The sequence below is a fragment of the Phocaeicola sp. RTP21198st1_B8_RTP21198_201120 genome (genome assembly GCF_040929485.1).
GTDB classification, from domain to species: Bacteria; Bacteroidota; Bacteroidia; order Bacteroidales; family Bacteroidaceae; genus Phocaeicola; species Phocaeicola dorei.
This window is the reverse complement of the sequence record NZ_JBCOCI010000068.1, coordinates 1-19738: the sequence shown is the minus strand read 5'-3', so window position 1 is coordinate 19738 and position 19738 is coordinate 1. Positions and strand designations below refer to the sequence as shown.

Annotated in this window: 15 protein-coding genes and 1 pseudogene; 8 read left to right on the top strand and 8 right to left on the bottom strand. The window is 39.0% G+C overall.

Annotated features, from left to right (window positions below; all coding sequences use genetic code 11):
- Positions 1–13: 13 nt before the first annotated feature.
- The 6 genes from AB5935_RS18520 to AB5935_RS18495 form a co-directional block, all read right to left on the bottom strand.
- Positions 14–1159 carry an HlyD family efflux transporter periplasmic adaptor subunit gene (locus AB5935_RS18520; protein ID WP_007831139.1) on the bottom strand — a complete coding sequence of 382 codons (1146 nt, stop codon included), beginning with the start codon at positions 1157–1159 and terminating at the stop codon, positions 14–16.
- A gap of 48 nt (positions 1160–1207) precedes the next feature.
- The gene (locus AB5935_RS18515; protein ID WP_007831142.1) at positions 1208–3409 is read right to left on the bottom strand and encodes a peptidase domain-containing ABC transporter; all 2202 of its coding nucleotides are present in this window, start codon (positions 3407–3409) and stop codon (positions 1208–1210) included.
- Positions 3406–4320: a hypothetical protein gene (locus AB5935_RS18510; RefSeq protein WP_007831151.1), complete on the bottom strand. Its 915-nt coding sequence runs from the start codon at positions 4318–4320 to the stop codon at positions 3406–3408. The genes AB5935_RS18515 and AB5935_RS18510 overlap by 4 nt, the downstream gene beginning before the upstream one ends.
- Before the next feature lie 32 nt (positions 4321–4352).
- Complete coding sequence (locus AB5935_RS18505) at positions 4353–4592, bottom strand: hypothetical protein (RefSeq protein WP_005853034.1); 240 nt, start codon at positions 4590–4592, stop codon at positions 4353–4355.
- A gap of 34 nt (positions 4593–4626) precedes the next feature.
- Positions 4627–5040, bottom strand: coding sequence for a DUF3244 domain-containing protein (locus AB5935_RS18500; RefSeq protein WP_005853036.1), 414 nt, complete (start codon positions 5038–5040; stop codon positions 4627–4629).
- Between the two features lie 163 nt (positions 5041–5203).
- Positions 5204–7099, bottom strand: a complete 1896-nt coding sequence (locus tag AB5935_RS18495) for a tetratricopeptide repeat protein (RefSeq protein ID WP_007831153.1) — start codon at positions 7097–7099, stop codon at positions 5204–5206.
- Positions 7100–7148: 49 nt separating this feature from the next.
- Here AB5935_RS18495 and AB5935_RS18490 point away from each other — a divergent pair, with 49 nt between their 5' ends.
- The 8 genes and pseudogenes from AB5935_RS18490 to AB5935_RS18455 all read left to right on the top strand — a co-directional run bounded on the left by AB5935_RS18490 (position 7149) and on the right by AB5935_RS18455 (position 17953).
- A complete protein-coding gene (locus AB5935_RS18490; RefSeq protein ID WP_007843439.1) occupies positions 7149–8102 on the top strand; it encodes a radical SAM protein in 954 nt (317 codons plus the stop codon).
- An 80-nt stretch (positions 8103–8182) separates the two neighbouring features.
- Entirely contained in the window at positions 8183–8566 is a 384-nt protein-coding gene (locus tag AB5935_RS18485; protein WP_007831155.1) for a hypothetical protein, read from the top strand.
- 19 nt (positions 8567–8585) lie between these two features.
- Complete coding sequence (locus AB5935_RS18480) at positions 8586–9008, top strand: DUF6261 family protein (protein WP_007831156.1); 423 nt, start codon at positions 8586–8588, stop codon at positions 9006–9008.
- A 209-nt stretch (positions 9009–9217) separates the two neighbouring features.
- A complete protein-coding gene (locus AB5935_RS18475; protein WP_007843436.1) occupies positions 9218–10456 on the top strand; it encodes a radical SAM/SPASM domain-containing protein in 1239 nt (412 codons plus the stop codon).
- 11 nt (positions 10457–10467) lie between these two features.
- Positions 10468–12783: an outer membrane beta-barrel family protein gene (locus AB5935_RS18470; protein WP_007831158.1), complete on the top strand. Its 2316-nt coding sequence runs from the start codon at positions 10468–10470 to the stop codon at positions 12781–12783.
- A gap of 252 nt (positions 12784–13035) precedes the next feature.
- Positions 13036–13272: pseudogene (locus tag AB5935_RS18465) on the top strand (radical SAM protein); the annotation flags it as partial.
- Between the two features lie 35 nt (positions 13273–13307).
- A complete protein-coding gene (locus tag AB5935_RS18460) occupies positions 13308–15617 on the top strand; it encodes an outer membrane beta-barrel family protein (protein ID WP_007855715.1) in 2310 nt (769 codons plus the stop codon).
- Between the two features lie 29 nt (positions 15618–15646).
- Positions 15647–17953, top strand: a complete 2307-nt coding sequence (locus AB5935_RS18455; protein ID WP_038611454.1) for an outer membrane beta-barrel family protein — start codon at positions 15647–15649, stop codon at positions 17951–17953.
- Between the two features lie 18 nt (positions 17954–17971).
- On the opposite strand, the gene AB5935_RS18450 is transcribed toward AB5935_RS18455, so the two are convergent.
- A complete protein-coding gene (locus AB5935_RS18450; protein ID WP_008674173.1) occupies positions 17972–18559 on the bottom strand; it encodes a cysteine peptidase family C39 domain-containing protein in 588 nt (195 codons plus the stop codon).
- A gap of 114 nt (positions 18560–18673) precedes the next feature.
- Positions 18674–19606 (bottom strand): hypothetical protein, encoded by a 933-nt coding sequence (locus tag AB5935_RS18445; protein WP_007843429.1) that lies wholly within the window; start codon positions 19604–19606, stop codon positions 18674–18676.
- Positions 19607–19738: the final 132 nt, after the last annotated feature.

Below are 19738 nucleotides of genomic sequence, written 5' to 3'. Positions count from 1 at the left end.
AAAAAAAACGGTGTTACTCCGTGGTGGAAAACAATTCATACACGGGTGCGAAAATCCTGCTCAGTATGCTCCGGCTCGAAGTGATGATCTCCGCCCGGCCGGACATGTCTATTTCATATTTTATTTCCTTTCTGTTGGTTGTCACCAGTCCGTCCGGAAAGTCCACTTCCACGGCATAACTTTTATTGTAAGGCACAAAAGAGACGGAGGCGATTCTTCCCGGCAGTACGCCATACGAGTGGGTGGGGTATTTGTTCAGTTCGATATTTACTTTGTCGCCCACGGCAATTTCCGCCACTTCGTCTTGTGAAAGAGTGATGTGCCCGAGGGGATTCCCCTGCTGCTTGGAGATAACGGTGCACAGGGTGTCTCCTTCATTTACCCGGGCGCTCATGCCCCATGTCTTTCCCCATACCACTATGCCGTCGTGATGGCTTTTGATGAGGTACTTCTTGTCCCACGTGCGGAGGCTGTTCACCATGTTTTCGTAAGCCAGTTCCAGCATCCGGAGGTTTTTGGCAGTCTCCATCCGGTGGTTTATATCCAGTTCAAAGAGTTCGCGTTTCACATTCAGCACCGCCATGGCATCTGCCTTACCGGTACTTTCCAGTATCCGGAGTTCTTCATCTAGGTATTTTTTCTTCTGCGGATAGATATCAAACTCCTGATACATCACGCACGTACGCACGGCTTGGGTGAACTGTTCGTAGGCGGAAGACATTTCACCCATGATGAGGTCAAAGGGATAGTCTTGCAGGTACTTGATGTCGTTGGTGCGGTAGTACCATTCTATTTTGGTCAGTACGCGGCAAAATGTTTGTACGTCTTCCAGTAGGGCAGTATTTTTCAGTATGCCCAGCGTGTCGTTCTTTTGTACAGGTGATTGGTTTTCCACAAAAAAGCGGTCTATCATTCCTGTCTGATTGGCAGTGATCCATTCCGCACTTCCCAAGTCGTCAATGGTTATCGTTTTTCTTATTGTGTCAGGATACTTAAATAATGCCGTGCCTGCAATAAGAAAAACAATCAGTCCATATACGATGTAGCTTCCCGTATGGATCAACCATTCGGGCATATCTCCCAGCATATCATTGTTTTCGCGGCTATATACTTCTACCTTTTCCGGTCCGTCCGCATCAGGTTTATAGATTTCCTCCATACCTTATTGCTATTATTTTTTAATTCTCAATTCTCATTTTTTAATTTCCTAAGCGCTCAGTTCCAGCTGATTCTTCACCAGCCTGTAGTAATCGCCCTGCCGGGCAATGAGTTCTTCGTGCGTGCCCCGTTCCGTTATCTCCCCTTCTTTCAGCACCACTATCTGGTCGGCATTCTTTACGGTGCTCAGGCGGTGCGCCACGATGACCACCGTTTTGTCCTTGAAGAATCTCTCCAGATTTTCCTGTATCACTTTCTCATTGTCCGTATCGAGCGCATTCGTCGCTTCATCAAAAAACAGGTAATCGGGATTACGGTAAATGGCGCGCGCTATCAGGATGCGCTGCTTCTGCCCTTGGCTCAATCCTTGCCCCGTGTTACCTATTTTGGTGTTATACTTTAAAGGCAAGGATTCGATGAACTCACGTATATTTGCCATCTCTACGGCATACAGCAGGCGTTCTTTGTCTATCATGCTGCCATCCGGCGCTATGTTGTTGGCAATGGTATCGCCGAATATGAATCCCTCCTGCATCACTACTCCACAATGTTTGCGCCACTCCTTGAAACTGATTTTTTGTAGCGACTGATTGCCTATCATCACCGCTCCTCCGGTGGGAGGATAGAATCCGAGCATCAGTTTTATCAGCGTTGTTTTCCCACTGCCGCTGAGGCCCACGATGGCGGTAGTCTTTCCGGCTGGTATGTCCAGCGATAGCCCTTTGATGATGCGTTTCGATTTTTCTGATCCGTAAGTAAAGACTACATTTTGCAATTGAATCGGGTCTTTGCCTGATATTTGGGTATCCTGGTCCATGCCTTCTGTCTCTTCATCGGGCTTGCCATGTATTTCTCCGAGACGTTCCAGGCTGAGCTGCGCGTCCTGCGTGTCCTGCATGAAGGAAACGAATTGGCTGATAGGCCCTTGCATCTGTCCGATGATGTACTGTATGGAAAGCATCACACCCAGCGTGATACTTCCATGTAGTACGGCGGTGGCAGAGAGAACTGTTATCAGTACGTTTTTCACTTCGTTGATAAGTACGGCTCCCACCTGCTGCCACTGCCCCAGGTTGAGTGAACTCATATTAATGCGGAAGAGAGAAGCTTGTATGTTTTCCCATTCCCAGCGTTTTTGCTGTTCGCAGCCCAGCAGCTTGATGTCCTGCATACCGTAGATGAGTTGCATCAAATTATTCTGATTGACGGACATCTGTTCAAAGTTCTTCCTGTTCAAGTCGGCCCGCTTGCGCATGAACAGCTTTACCCAACCCATATAGGCTGCGCTGAACAGGATGAAAATGAGGAATATTTTCCAGCTGTATATGGCCAGCACGATACCGAAGATGACTACCGTGAGGGTAGAGAACAAAATATTGAGCACGGACTGGGTGAGGAAACTCTCGATGCGGTTGTGGTCTTCGATGCGGCGTATCAAGTCGCCTGCCAGTTTGCTGTCAAAGAACCTCATGGGCAGCCGCATCAGCTTGGAGAGGAAATCCGAGATGAGCGACACGTTGACGCGCGTACTGATGTGGAGCAGTATACAGCGCCGGATCACCTCAATAAGTGTGCGGCTGAATACCAGCATGAGTTGTGCGGCCAAAATGAGCTGTATAAAATTCAGATTCCTGTGCCCTATGCCTTGGTCTACAATGGTTTGTGTAAGAAAAGGGAAGACCAGTTGCAGCAAACTGCCTGCCAGCAGGCCGATGATGAGCTGTATCATCGCCTTTTTGTAGGGACGTACATAGTGAAACAGATACCATAATGACAGCTTTTCATATTTTATGGGTTCCGCTTCATAAAATTGCGGGGTAACATCCAGCAAGAGGGCAATTCCTTTTTCTATTCCGCCTTGTGTGGTACTGATCCAGCATTTTTTCAACTCCTGTTCCTCATATTTCAGCAATCCGTAGGCAGGGTCGGCAATGTAGAACCAAGTTTTGCCCCTTTTCTTTTCTATTTTATAGAGGACCACGAAATGTTCCTGGTTCCAGTGGATGATGCATGGCAGTTTTGACTGTTGTTTCAGTTTTTCCATTGAAGTGCGTATACCGGTGGCGCGCAGCCCTATGCTGGCTGCCGCTTCACTGATACCTAGCAAGTTAACTCCCGTGCGCTGTATGTATGATTGCTCGCGTAACTGCTGTACGGAGAATGTCTTTCCATAATATTTGGCTATCATTCTCAGGCAGGAGGGGCCGCAGTCCATGCCGTCCAACTGTTTGTAGAATGGAAATTTGCTCATAATTGTCTTTTTTGTTTTACTCTGTTTATCAGCCAGTCGGCTATTTCGTTCATCCTTTCACTTTCGCTCTCAAAGAAGGCGCACAGGTGTTTTTGCCGTTCTATGATGTATTCCCGGTTTGCCAGTAGATCAATGATCTGCCTGTCCAGTTTCACGGGGGTAATTTTTTTTATTTCCTGTGGCGTGAACTCTGCCATGGGCACATGGGCAAAGGTGCATTCCGTCCAGTGGGTTATTCCTCCGGTGATAAGCGCCATGTCGCACAAGGGCAACAGGGCTTGCAGGCGGGGCAGGCGGTAAATGGCTATATTGGGCGGTAATGAAAACAACCGGGTTTCCACCTCTCCATGATTGGTCAGCAGGATGAATTGATATTGCGGATGGATGCTCGCACTCTGCTTCATGGCTTTGTAGAATGATTCCATATGTGAGGGGGTGTTCACTTTTCTTTCTTCTTCCTCGTCTTCCAGCAAGCCTATAATAACAGTGCGTGAACGGTCTTCTTTTATTTCCGTCAGTTTGTCGATGAAATCATCGTCTTTTGCACCTTGCGGCAGCAATTTATAAGGAATAGGAGGCAGGGTGACGACGGGCATTTCCGGCATTAGGTCTATCTTTCTGTCGGTTTTGTTTATGGCTATAAACAGATAGTTTATGTCATATTCATTATAGACTTGCTGCTTATCTTGCAGTTGATAGTCCAGCAATGCCAAATGTGGCGTAAACCATCGGAAATCATGTGGATAAATGATGCGTCCTATTCCTTTCCGCAGCAAACCGGTAGTGAAAACGGAGTCGGAGGTATCGGTATAATAGACCTTGTTTCCCCGTTCACTAATCAGGTATGCCAGTCGGGTGGTGGGACATACATTTCCTGCATCCGGTTTTATATCAAAAAGAAATTCAAACATGCCCCGTTTTTCTCATCACATTTCAATTCGTATTATCCTACTACTTTAAAGCCTAATGACGTATATAGATTTTTGCCATCATAATAATATGTTCCTAAGAATTTATCGAAAAGGATGCACACTTCCAGTTCATCGCGCATATAGGCAATGTACTCAAAGAGAGTGGAACGTGACATATCCATCTTTGCTGCAAATTCCTTGGATGTGCCTGTGCACTTGTGCCGGATAAGAAAATCCATATAGAGGATTTTCTTAAGGTCTACTCGTTTCATGGTCTTTGTAGTTTTTTAGGATGAATAATTAGGGTTATCTTTTAAAAGCTCCAACCAAGTATTTCCCATCTTCACTAGTTAGTTCTAATGTATATTCTCCGGATGGGAAACTGGCTATGGAAATGATAATATAGCTTGTTTGTGCTTGGGGCACTAACTGTTCATACATCACTTCTCCTGTTTGATTACCGGTGATGGTAATTTGTATGTCACAGTCCGGAGATGTGTTTTCAATGTAGATGTTCTGGCCATCGGTGCAGGCTGTGATGGGAATAGATGGCAGGCTTCGTGTATTAACTTTTTCTTGATTGCTATACCACTTCCCATTTATAATAATTTCTGTACTATTACAAAAAGAATACACTTTCTGCACCGATAAACCACTAAGCAATATGGTGAATAATACCATACGCAAACTCCAAATCTTTAATTCTTTAGTTGTTTTCATAATAATATTATTGATTGATTGTTATGCTGCAAAGTTATGGATTTAGAATGAAAAACAGATAGACCGGATATGTACGTTATATGGACAATTAAAAAAGAGATAATATGCTAATAATTAGAATATTACCTCTTTGTGCGAATGCGGAATGTGGACAGTTGCTTCCCTAGAACTCCCATAGCCACAGATCCAGTGTCTGTCCTTTGCCGAATGCTCCTATCTTTTGAGTGATACGTTCTTTCAATCTTAATTTTCTTTTAGATACCGAAGTCGATTCTATCCCCAGCAAATCAGCTATTCCCGGATTGGCTATTCCCAACTTGATGAAGCAGCATATCTGCAAATCGCTTTCTGTCAATGAAGGTACAAGAGTGGAAAGCCTTACTATATAATTATCGAATAATAGATTCATTGTTTCCTTTACCTCTTCCCATTGCTCGTCTTTCATGTATTGGGGCTTTGTCTTTAGCCGGTAAAGGACATCTGTCTTTTTTATCAGTTGGTTGCACAGGAATCTTTCACGATCATGCAATCGTTGGTTTTCTTCTCCTAAAAGTCCCAATCTTTCAAGTTCTTTGGACTTTTCATTCAGCGAAGAAGAATATTTATCAATATGTTGCTGCAACATTTTATTCTCTTGTTGCAGGGCTTCATTTTGGCATTTTATTTCAGATAGTACATTCTTTTGCTCCTCCAACTGTTCCTGCGCATCTTTATTCGCCTCCATTTGTTCTGCCAGTTCCTTCATGCGGCTTTGGTTACGACTGATTATTCTCTCATTCTCTTGTCTTTTTAAGGTATTCAGCTGTATTTCTTCTTCATGTCTTTGTATGATATGCTCTTTACGGATTAATTTTCGCTGGTATATATAGATAAGGATAGCTATCAGGCAGAATACCACTACCAATATGATTAGTACATTACGGATGATAGTATTATTTTCTATTTTTAGCTGGTTCTTTTCATTCAATAGTTTTTGCTGGTTATACTTTTCCTGCATATTCATAAGCTCTTTATTTTTATGCAATTTCCAGACAGAATCTTGATAAACTACCATACTATCGCAATATAGGCTCATTTTTTCATAGTCTTTTTTCTCTTTGCTTAGATTATATAAAATTTCATAAGTTGCACAAATCGTTTCCATGCGATTGGAGGATAATGTTTTATTCAGATAATAATAGGCAGAATCTGTTTTATTAATGCGTCTATATATGTCACCAATTACCAAGTAACTTTGTTCTAGCCTTTTTTTTAGGGGTAATTCGCTTGTTTCTTTAAGTATTAAAGCTTTTTGGGCATAGGATAGGGCAGGTTGATAATCTTTTGTTTCGGTATATACTCCTGCTAATTCGTTCATTCCATTTATTAATATACCATTATTATGTAGAGTTTCTGCCATTTGTATAGCTTCTTTATAATATTTGATGCTATTATCAAAATCAAATAATACGGAATATACTTTTCCCAAATCATAATATGCAGAACATATATAATTCTTATTTTCGGATAGCTTCGCATAGTGCAATGACTGTTTAAACATTTGCAATGCATATTCATTCAGCGAATTATATAGGTATATATTTCCTATACTGCTATAAATCAAATGTGCCAGTTGATAGTCTTTCGTCTTTTCTACTTCTTCTATTGCTTTTAAATAGGATTCTTGTGCTTCATTCTTTTTATCAGCTTTTTCATATAATACACCTTTATAATAAAGTACCATTGCTTTCCGTTGGGGATTGTCTTGCTTCATAAAGTAATCATAGGCTATATTAATTAAGGTAGAGTCAGCAAGTTCTTCTTTATAATTCTTATACTTGGCTTGCACTGTTAGCAACGCCCAAGTAGCATTTTGCAATTTGTCCGATGATGCCGGAACTTTCATCCCTTGCAATACACCCAGTGCACTATCCGGATGTTCATACATCACCGCTTCCGCTTGAACCAATTCAAGCAACAACGCTTGTTGAGAAGCATTTTCTTTTTTTGTGCAGGCAGAAAGGAGTATACTTATTATTATAATAATAAAGTTTCTTTTTATTCCAATTGTTTTTTTCATAGTATTTGCATTTATGTATAGCGAACAAATATAGAAATTAAAAACGATCTTGAAAAGATTTTATATCACTATTTACAAAAAAAGAGTGATTGATTATAGTTTGCATCCAGTGTTGATAGAAGTATTATGGATCTTAAATATTCAATTTAGTAAGGAGGCATGCCCTCCTTACTATTTTATGTATAAAAACGGCTGTATTATGTATATCTATTTGAATCCACAATATGTGATTAGAAACGAAAATAATTGTTCTTATATCATTGCTAAATCAGCTTTAATTACTGCTAAGCTAGAATATGCCATGGCTTTTGCAAGCGTAGTTCCACCTTCTATTGGATATATCTTGTCACATATTGGAGAAGGAGAATTAAATGCTTCAATAGAAAATATAGCAAATACCCTAAATATAAAACCAGACCTGATAGATAAGTTTATTCGAAAAATAATCGATAATCCAGTAAAAGTAGGATGGAATTATAAAGGAGTGACGATTTCTTTTCCCCCGTATCTGCTGACTTCTGTTAAGGAAGAATCGGAGGGAAGTGTTTATACGGATAATGAATTATTTTATACTACAGACTTTATACCTAAACGTCCTTCTGTTCCGCTGAATCTTAACTTTATGATTACAACCCAATGCAGGACGGATTGTATGTATTGCTATGCGGATAGAAACAGGAAGAACGATTTGACAAGTTGGCAAATTATAAAGGTGATAGATGAAGCTCATGATATGGGGGGGAATCTGGCTTTGACAGGAGGTGATATTTTTGCTTTCCCTGATTGGAAAGAGGTGATACGAAAAGTGGGGCAATATGGATTCACACCTTTATTGAGTACAAAAATACCGCTAAAAGAGGATGATATTTACTTTTTAAAAGAGTCTGGAATTAAATTCTTGCAGTTTTCATTGGATTCTATATTTCCCTCTACATTACAGACAATGGTACGTGTAAAAGAAGACTATATAGATAATGTGAAGCAAATGTTTGAGTATTCTTAATCCAATCTGTGGTCAGATTGATAAGAAAATTATAATTCGCAAATAAAAATGAGGATTAAACTTATAAATATTTGTAACAAATGATTGAAGCAAGAGCATTAGTTTCTATTAATTTTCTGAATTTGTCAGAAAACTATGATTTTATGTCACGTTGGTTAGGTGTATATGATAAATATGCAAAGCTATTGAAAGGTTCGTCGGATGTAGTTGTAAAAGACGGATCTGGAAAGATACCTGAATCAGCAAACGATAAAGTGGATTTAACCAACAAGCATTTGGCATTACAGGCTATATTAGCTGAATATGGTCAAAAGTTAAATAAAAGCCATCTTTATTCTGAAACAGTCGGTCTGTCCGAAGCCCATGATATTCGTCGCAAATGTTTCAGCGCATTACAGATGAACATCAAGAGCAAGAGATATAGGAACAAAAGAAGATCAAGATGCTGCAAAAAGCCTTATTGATCAGACTGGAAATTATAAAATGAATAAAATAATTACCCGTTCCGATATGTCTGCCCGTATTGCAGGTTACATTTTGATTCTGCAATCAGAGAAAAACCATGATTCAGTAGAACGACTGAATCTGGCTGATCGCATCACTGAAGTGGAAAAGGCAAATAATCTTTATTTGGACTTAGATACACAGCGTGGTATTGTGAAAGAACAGAAAGGTCTTTCGGCTACTAGTCTGCATAAGAACTGTAATGGATTATTGAATCAGCTATATTCATTGGTAAATGATATGTTCTTTTATTATGATAATGAACTGTTTATTGCCTTTGCCGATGAACTGAATGCTGTGGCTGAATCTTATCAATTGGTTATCAATAACCGTAAGGCAGATGCCAAGCGTAAAAAGAATGAGAGAAAGGGCCTAAAATTATTGCCGGTTATCAATAACTAAGGTGCGGCAATGAATTGATCTGCTACTTGTATAAGTGATTCTATAAGACTGCCTTAAATAAAAGTGTGGTTACTTTTATTTAAGGCAGTTTTTCTATGAGAATACGAAAGAATGTTAAATGAAAATCTTTTTTTTGTTCAGTCCGGAGGTGTCGGACTGTGGGAGATTACATTTGCAATGTAATTAAGAAATCACAATAGTTTACTAGTTTGTTAATTTTAAAATTTAACGATCATGAAAGACGACGAATTAAAAAAGCAGGAAGTAGTATTAGATCTATATATGCTTCAAATAAAGGCGAGCATAGCACAAATATTCAAAATGGAAATAAAAGAAAAGTGATAAGGCGAATCACTTTACATATATCTAATGATTGTAATTTAAGATGTAAGTATTGTTTTGGTGGAGGTGGAAGTTATAATCAAGAACGTAACCTAATGACAGAGCAAACAGCAATAGAGTTTGTAGATTTTTGTGTAGAACAATTTGAAAGAGTTGAAAAGATTGTCTTTTTTGGAGGCGAACCGATGCTTAATCTTAAAGGAATGGAGATAGTGTGCAATCGCTTTAAATATTATAAAGAAGAAGGGAAAATAGATATTTTGCCTAATTTCGTAATTATTACTAATGGGACAATATTAACAGATAGGATGCTGGCATTTATCAAGAGAAATATTTCAGCAATGACTATCAGTATAGATGGTCCTAAAGAAATTAATGATATTCAGAGAATATATAAAAATGGAAAAGGAAGTTATGAAAGGATAGCTCATTTTATCCATACTATACAAGAAAAAACCAATGTAAAAATACAGTACGAAGCAACCTATACGCAGTTACATATTGATCATAATTATAGTCATGAAGATATTTCAAAATTTATGGATCAGACTTTTGGAATTGAAGGTGTAGTGGTCAATGATCAAGAACTTAGTCTGCAATTATTGCTTGATTTATGGAACTCCATTGATTTGGAATATTTAAAAAGAACAGAACTGAAATATTTGCCTAAAGATTTTTGGTTACTTCTACATGCTATTGTTCATAATACATCTACTAATATATGCCCTGTTATAGATCAGTATTTAGCTGTAAGCACTGATGGAACTATATACGCATGTCATACAATAAATGGTATTAAAGAATGTAAGTTAGGTAGTATTGATGGCTATAATGTTTATAATTATCCAGAATTATATAAACCATTTGATCATGAAATAGATTTTAGATCAAATGAAAAGTGTGAAAAATGTTGGGCACAAAGATTATGTGGAGGATGTACTGTACATAGATTTTTCAATCATAAAATAAATCAATTTGAAGCATACCCTAATGAAGACTTTTGTAAAATAACGCTTCTTTGTATAGAACAAATATTATTAATAATTGCATCTATCCGCAAGGACCCTCAATTATGGTCTTTACTCATTCAGAAAATGAATAATTAAAATTATATATTATGGAAAAGTTACTTTATATTATGTTGATTTGGGTAGTTTCTACTACTTCTATATATTCACAGACAGTAGCTGGAAAAATTGTTGATGAAAGTAATCAGCCGATAGAATTTGCTAATATCGTATGTTTATCATTGCCTGATTCTACTTTTATATATGGAACTATCAGTGACCAGGATGGAAAATTTACCATACCCGAAAATTCATCTAAAGGGATATTACGCATTTCATCTGTAGGTTATGCTACAACATATAAGGAATGTAAGGACAGGAATATAGGCACTATCTTGTTGCACTCGGATACACAACTGCTGGGTGAAGTAGTAGTGAAAGGCAATTTGCCTGTAACTCGCATGAAAGGCGATGCATTGGTAACAAGTGTGCAGAACAGCGTATTAGCAAAGGCAGGATCGGCAAACGATGTACTGGGAAAAGTGCCCGGTATATTGAAGGATAAAGATTCCTTTGAAGTATTCGGCAAAGGAACGCCTCTTATCTATATCAATGGCAGGGAAGTACGCGACAAGTCTGAGCTGGAGCAACTCAGTTCGGAAGATATTAAGCATGTAGAATTGATAACTAATCCCGGTGCGCGCTATGATGCCACTGTAAATGCTGTGGTGCGCATTCAGACTATCCGCCGCACTGGCGATGGATTCGGATTCAATCTAAATTCCAGTTATTATCAAAGTGAAAATGTAGACTTAGTGGAACAGGCAGATGTGAACTATCGCCATAATGGGCTGGATATGTTTGCCATGTTCAGATATGATAAGATGGAATTTCGTGAACGCACCAATGTACATCAGACTTTAATTTCAAAGAAACAGCTGGACTTGGAAAATCAATTGAAATATAATGATAATAAGCAATGGCTGCGAGGAAATATCGGAATGAACTATATGTTTGATGAAAATAATTCTATCGGAATAAAATACTCTATTCAGGGAAGCCCCAGATATGATAGTAAGCTTTATACAACTAGTAAAGTCAGTTTAGACGGTAAGGTATTTGATCGTTTACAGAATTTTACAAGCTCAGAAACAGATAATGAATTAAATCATCAGTTGAATGCTTACTATACGGGGCGCGTGGGTAATCTGGAAATAGACTTCAATGCCGACTACTATCAAAGCGGTTATTTACAGGAGGACATTACTGGCGAGGAAAGTGAAGAGCAGGAGGACCGGGATGTACATGCTGCAAGTGATGTGGCAAATAATTTGGCAGCAGCCAAACTGGTGTTGTCCTATCCTGTGTGGAAAGGAAAATTTTCAGTAGGCGGAGAATGGACTTATACCCATCGCAAAGACAATTATCTGAATGTTGAAAATTATGTGCCTTCATCCAACAGCAAGATGAATGAAATGAATATAACGGCTTTTGCCGAATATAGCAGATCTATTTCCATAGGCGACTTTATACTTGGTGCACGCTATGAGCAAATAAAATTTGATTATTATAAAGATGATCTGCATATAGATGACCAGAGCCGTAGCTATGATAATATCTATCCGAATGTTTCCTTCAATACTCGGATTGGAAAGGTTAAGACGCAAATTAGTTATACGGTAAAGACGCAACGTCCTTCATACAGGCTGTTGAGCAATAGTTCATTATATATAGACCGTTTCAGCATACAGCAGGGAAATCCTACATTGAAGTCCGAAATCACTCATAATCTTAACTGGATTGCTTCTTGGAAGTTTCTGCAACTCAGCTTAGGTTATCAGCAGACTAAAAATGCTATAATCTATTGGGGTGAGCCATTGAATCCGAATGAATATACCATTTTACTGAAAAGTATTAATTTGAATAAAAGTCTGCCTATGCTGAATGCCTTTATTTCGGCTTCGCCTCATATTGGTATATGGGAATCCCGTTTAAGTCTTGGAATAACTAAACAATGGCTGACTATTGATAGTGATGGGCAACAATTAAAATTGAATGAACCCAGATTTACGGGTGTGCTGTCTAATTCATTTACATTGCCAGAAAATTTCCTTCTTAGTTTGGATATGCAATTCAGGAGTAAGGGGGATTTGCGCAATGTATATTTTGATCGTTTTAATAGCTATGTTGATATTTCACTGCGAAAATCATTCTTGAATGATGCTTTGAGTATAGAGGTAAGGGGAGATGATTTGTTCCGCCAGCAAAAAAGTAAAACGCTTCTTCGCAGTGGAGCATATTCCTTCTCAAAAGATCATAGATATGACTCGCGCGAGTTCTCTATTTCATTGCGCTATAGGTTTAATACAACAAAGAGCAAGTATAAAGGTACAGGGGCGGCCAATGATGAGTTGAGGCGCTTGTAGGGAAACTGTGTTTATAGAATGAAATGCAGAGTAAGATTAGATCCTGACTTTAATGTAAATCATATTTCTGCTTTCTTTTTTGCAGACTCAACACTCTTGCTATATATTCCACTCTGTTTCCATTAAATTAGTCTGATATATCTTTTTTTTTAAGTTTGGTCACTTTAAAGAAAGAAACTATCCGACTGATATGGAAACTTTGTTAGAAAAGGATTTCAGCCATTTTTTAACAGGCTCTTATGCTTTGGACATGAAGAATTGCTTGTAGGAGATCTTACAAAAGAAAATTTGAAAGAACTTTGGGAAAATAGAGATAAATGGAGAATGTTCCGAGGAGGATTTAGTTTGGAAAATATAGATACTTGTTCTACTTGTACATTAAACAAAAAGTGTTCACTGATGACTTGTCGTCTAAGGAATTATGATCAAGGTAATAGCTTCTATAATAAACCGATAGAATGTGCCGTTGATTATTCTATAGCTTTGTAATATAATGTACTTTTGAAACTTTAAAAATATAGAATATGAGAGCGAATATACTTTTTTGTTTATACTTCTTTATGGGGGTGGCAGTGCAGCTGCAAGCACAGGTTACGGTAACAGGTAAAGTAATTGATGAGCAACAACAACCTGTCCCTTATGCCAATATAGTGTTACTTTCTTTGCCCGATTCTACTTTCGTGGCAGGAAGTATCAGTAATGAAGAAGGCGCGTTTAGTCTCAATGTCAAAGAAACAAAGGATGTGCTTCGCATCTCATCTATTGGCTATGCTACTGTTTATCGTCCATTAGATAACAGAAGTACAGATCTTGGAATTATCTGTCTCGCTTCAGACACACAGATATTGGCTGAAGTTGTGGTAAAAGCTGATATGCCTGTTACTCGCATGAGAGGCGACGCACTGGTGACTAATATACAAAATAGTGTACTCTCTAAAGCCGGATCAGCAAGCGATGTATTGGGAAAAGTACCGGGTGTAATAAAAGAGAGGAATTCCTATGAAGTACTTGGCAAAGGAACACCTCTTATTTATATCAATGGGCGGCAGGTACGTGATGATTCGGAATTGGATCAACTAAATTCGGAAGATATTAAGAGCGTAGAAGTTGTTACTAATCCCGGTGCACGTTATGATGCAACTGTAACTGCCGTTATCCGTATACAGACTATCCGGCGTGCCGGAGATGGTTTCGGCTTCGATCTCCGTTCCAGTTACTATCAGAGCCAGAATGTAGACTTGATAGAGCAATTGAATGTAAACTACCGCCATAATGGACTTGATATTTTTGGTATATTCCGTTATTTAAAGAACGAATATATCATGAAAAATGATATTGTACATACCTTGGAGTCTGATTCTTTATGGAAATATCAGAATCTATTGGATGGAACTGTAGTAGACAAGTCTTTACGAGGTGAAATAGGAGCTAATTATAGCCTGAATGATAAACATTCACTGGGATTCCGCTATACTCTTACTTCCCGTCCAAATACGAAGTCGGATGTATTTACCTCTAATGATATTACAGCCAACAATCAGTTTTATGACCACTTGGAAAATCAAGAGTATTCTTCTACTTCCGGTAAGCCTACTCATCAACTAAATGTTTATTATAATGGTACTGTGGGAGATTTGAATATTGATTTTAATACAGACTATTATACTAATACTTCTACAGGAAAAGGTCTTTATCACGAAGTCAGTCAAGAGCAAGAAAGTCGGGATGTGCATACACAGAGTTACATCAGAAATAAATTGCTAGCTTCTAAATTGGTACTTTCTTATCCGTTGTTTGGAGGTAATCTTTCGGTAGGCGGAGAATATACGGATACCCGTCGCAATGACGAGTACCGTAATCCGGAGAAATATGTGGAAAGTACCATCAGTCGTGTAGAGGAAGATGGATTGAGTGGCTTTGCCGAATACAGCCGTCAGTTCCCGATAGGTAACCTTTCATTGGGTGTAAGATATGAGCATGTAACTTTTGATTATTATAAGGATGGTGTGCACATGGATGAACAGAGCCGTATGTATGGAAACTGGTTTCCTAATCTTTCTTTTTCAAGAAAACTAGGTTCTGTCCGGGCACAGTTGAGTTATACTGCTAAAACGCAACGACCTACTTATAGCCAGTTAAGCAACAATGTCACCTATGTAGACCGTTTCACTATGCAACGTGGTAACCCATTGCTGGAGCCGTGCACCATTCACGATATTTCATTGGTCGGTACATGGCGTTTTTTACAGTTACTTGTCAGCTATCAGCAGTGGCGTAAGGAAATCATTTATTGGGGAGATCCGATAGATAATGGCAATTCAATGATGATGACTTACCTCAATTATCATAATCGTCCGACTTTGAATGTTTCTTTCTCTATTTCACCGGCTATTGGCTTTTGGCATCCTAACCTAAATATCGGCGTGAAGAAACAATGGATGACAATAGATGGCATAGAGTTTAATAAGCCTCGTCCTACAATAAGGTTCAACAATACATTTGAACTTCCTGGTGATTTTCTTGTCAGTTTGGATGGGCTTTTTATGGGAAAAGGAAATTATCAGAATTTGTATCAGTTCAAAAATTATGGTACAGTTGACATCTCTGTCCGTAAGTCATTTTTAAGGGATGCCTTAAGTCTGGAACTTCGAGGGAACGATCTTTTTCATGGTTCACGTAATTATTGGCAAACATATTTTGGCAGTATTATTTGGGAGCAGACTAATCAATGGGATACTCGTGAATTTTCTATTACTTTGCGCTATAAGTTTAATACAACAAAGAGCAAGTATAAAGGGACAGGAGCGGCAAATGATGAGCTAAGACGTTTGTGATAATTTCAAAAAAATAAAAAGTATAGAACATGAGGAAAGTGATTTTACTACTCGGATTAGTGTTACAAGTGATTATTGTTGACGCACAGAGTGTTTCCGGCTCATTAGTTGATGAAAAAGGAAATCCTGTCAGTTTTGCTAATGTGGTATTGCTATCTTCCAAAGATTCATCTTTTGTGCAAGGTACAATTAGCAATGAACAAGGAATTTTCAGCATAAACCAAACAAGCGGTAACAATATACTCAGAATTTCTTGTCTTGGCTTTATTCCGGTGACAAAAGCCTATGCTCAATTTCCGGTAACGATTGTGATGCATGAAGATGTTAATCTGTTGGGGGAAGTCGTGGTAAAGGGGAATCGCCCGTCATATAAACTTACTGCTGAAGGGTTGCAGACCCATGTGCAAGGAACAGTGCTTAGCATAATGGGTACGGCGGAGGATGTGTTGAAGCATATACCGGGACTTCAGAAGAAAAATGATGTGTATGAGGTATTTGGAAAAGGGAGCCCGATAATCTATGTGAATGGGAGATTGCTGCGTGATTTGTCGGAACTGGACCAGCTGAAGTCAGAAGATATTAAGAATGTAGAACTGATTACCAGCCCCGGTGCAAGATATGATGCGTCTGTGAAAGCAGTGGTGAAGATTACTACCCGCCCCATAAAAGGGGAAGGATTTGGATTTGATGTGCGTTCCGGTTATAATCAGTGGGAGTATGCCGGTTTCGTGGAACAGTTGAACTGGAATTACCGGCGTGATAAATTGGATGTGTTCGGCACCGTGTATTATAGAAAAAGTGAAGGGTTTGACGAAAGCCGGTTTACTCAAGATGTGCATGTTGATACGCTTTGGCATCAGGACAATTATCAGTTCGCAAAAACGAATCAACAGGCATTTACCAATATCGCAGGTGTGAACTATGCATTCGATGAAAATAATTCAATTGGAGTAAAATATACATTGAAAGCCAATCCGGATGCCCGCTATCACACTATATTTAATTCGGATGTATATGCCGACGGCACGCATTATGACTATCTGGCGAATGATATCAATGCCACTGCGTATTATAATCCCTCGCATTCGGTAAATGTTTATTATAAGGGGATGGCGGGAAAAACGGAGATTGATTTTAATGCGGATTATCTGTTTGACAAAAACGGAGACAATACGATACAACGTGAAGAAAGCAGCAATAAGGAAGATAGGGTTGTCACTTCTACCAATACATTGAGAAGTGAACTCTTTGCTGCCAAACTGGTGCTGAGCCGTCCGCTGCTTGGAGGAAATGTCATGATAGGGGCTGAATACAGTCATACGGAGCGGCAGGATGATTATGTGAATCCGGAAGGTTATGTGCCGACTTCATTCAGTGAACTGAAAGAGCAGAATATCAGTCCGTTTTTAGAGTATAGCCGCAATACCCCCATAGGGCAACTCTCCGTGGGGGGACGTTATGAGTGGGTGAACTTTGATTATTATGAGGATGGGAAATATATGGAAGGACAAAGCCGGAATTTCAGTAATTTCTTTCCGAGTGTTTCATTGGGTTCTGAAATAGGCGGAGTGCAGTTGCAGCTTAGTTATGCGGCGAAGACGCGTCGTCCGTCCTACCAGCAGTTGAGCAATAATGTGACGTATGCCAATAGGTTCACGCTTCAGTCCGGCAATCCGTTATTGGAACATGAGGTGGTGCATAACGTTTCTTTGATGGGGGCATGGAAGTTTATGCAGTTCAGTATGGATTATAATGACAGAAGAAATGCAATCATTTACTGGGGGGAACAAATGGAGTATAATCCGGCGGTAACGCTTATTTCTTTCAAAAATCTCCATAGCTTGAAGTCTGTTTCGGCATTCTTGTCATTGGCGCCTAAGTTTGGAATCTGGTCGCCGCAATTGAATTGGGGAGTACAGAAACAATGGCTGGATCTGGAGACTACCGATGGATTGCTGAAGATGAACAAACCGATGTTTACGGGGGCTTTTAATAATACGTTTAATTTTAATCACGGCTGGATGGCTTCGGTGGAAATGAATTATCAAAGTAAAGGCGATATGGAGAATTGCTCGGAAACCAAGAATATTTTTTATGTGGATGCCGGGGTTACAAAGTTCTTTTGGGGGGATAGGATGTCTGTGAAACTGAGTGGTACGGATTTGTTCCATGGTATGAAGTCTGGAAACCGTATGTATTATAACCGGGCATCTTCTTTGCAAATTAATAATTATGATAGTAGGAAAGTGATGCTGACGGTACGCTATAAATTTAATGCTACGCGTAATAAATATAAGGGTAGTGGTGCCGGAGAGAGTGAGAAGGAAAGATTATGAGTGCCTACTTTTCACATCTCATTTGTTCTTACCCAGCTTATATACCATTTGGCGGAATAAAGGTACGTTTAACCATATATATTCGTACCAATGTTCTACCTTTCTTTTCCATAGTTTGCTCCAGCTATATATTTCCCACCATTTTAGATGGAGATTTGCCGAATTCATAAAATTTTGTGTGGGAAAGAGGGTCAGGGCTATTCCTTTTATCCATAATGTTTTCATTTCGTCCGCCCAATATTGCATGAGTCCGAATTCCGGTTCCCAGATAATGAATCGGGATTCATGGATGCCGTAACAGACTACATATCCCGGTACATTGAAATCATTGAGAGTGAAAAGGATGATGGGAAGTTTTCTTTGTGTTAATTGATGAATGTTTTGCAAACATATTTCGGCTTTCATGCCGGAATATATAGCCCCTTGTTTCATTCCTGCCAAGGTAAGCTTTCCATTTATTTTGCACCATTCGGTCAATGTATGTATGTCCGTTTCTTTTCCGTTGTAATATTTTATGACAGTGAGCAGGCAAGCTACCTCTACAGGGCACTTGGCATTGGAACGGACAAATGATTTCTTTATTTTATCAAGTTCGTATTCTGTCATAACCCGGTTTGTTTTATAAGAGGAAACTCATGGAGCGGCCGCAATCACTTAAAAAAGAAATTCATTGGAGCGATTAACGTTCATTTGGACGTGGAAGTAGGTATGAACGCTGAATTACTTTAATAAATGTGCGGCCGGGTGTCCGCATGAGTTATATCTGTTACGTTCTGCTCTTTCTATTAACATATCGGCTATTTTGTTTATTTCCCGATTTTTACGTTCAAAGAAATCGCATAACTCTTTCGCTTTTTGTGTTAGTGTTATTTTATTTTGTAATGCATATTCTATTTGTTGCTCCAATTTCATCGGAGTTATGTTTATCATATTTTTAGGCGAATATCTCAGTACCGGTATTTGAGCAAAGGTACAATCCAGCCATACATCAGAATATGAGTCGGTCAAAGCCAAATCGCATAATGGCAATATGGTGTTAAGGTTCAGCGTGCGGAATAATTCCATGTTGCCGGGCAATTCAAACGATTGATATACATTTTGTATGTCGGTTAATAATATGAATTGGTACCGGGGATTTCTGATGGAACTTCTTTTTATAACTCTATAAAAATCTTCTAGTATCTTTGAATTTTTATTTCCTTTTCCCAATAATCCGACAATAATATTTCTTCCTTTGTCTTTTTTTATATCCTGCAATCTCTTTGCCAACGATTCCACACGTGGTCCGGAACCAGATGACAGGTAGGGAGTGGGTGGCAGATAAAGTACAGAAATATCTTTGTCCTGTATGTTTTTTTGGTTCGGCAACTGCATGGCTATGAAAATATAGTCAATGGCTAGCTGCCGATAAAGGGAGGCATGTGCTGCATGCCGACAATCTAGAAGCGTTAGGTCGGGCTTTAACCAACGGAAATCATCTGGATAAAGTACGCAGTTGCTTATTCCTTTATTATATAGTACAGGCGTAAAAGCAGGGTTTGAGGTATAGGTATAGTATACCTCTTGTTTCTTTTCCCGCAATATCCCTGCTAATTTGATGGTTATCAATAGCTGGCTTTTGTCTGGTGTTATGTCAAGAAGGAAATTCAGCATATATTATTGCGCTAATATGGATTTGTTTAATGAACTTTTTGGACAAATTATATTCACCTCAAATCCGCAACTAAGCCCTTGAACGTCCTTATTGCGTTTACACGTCCTCTCATTACTGAATTTGCAGATAAT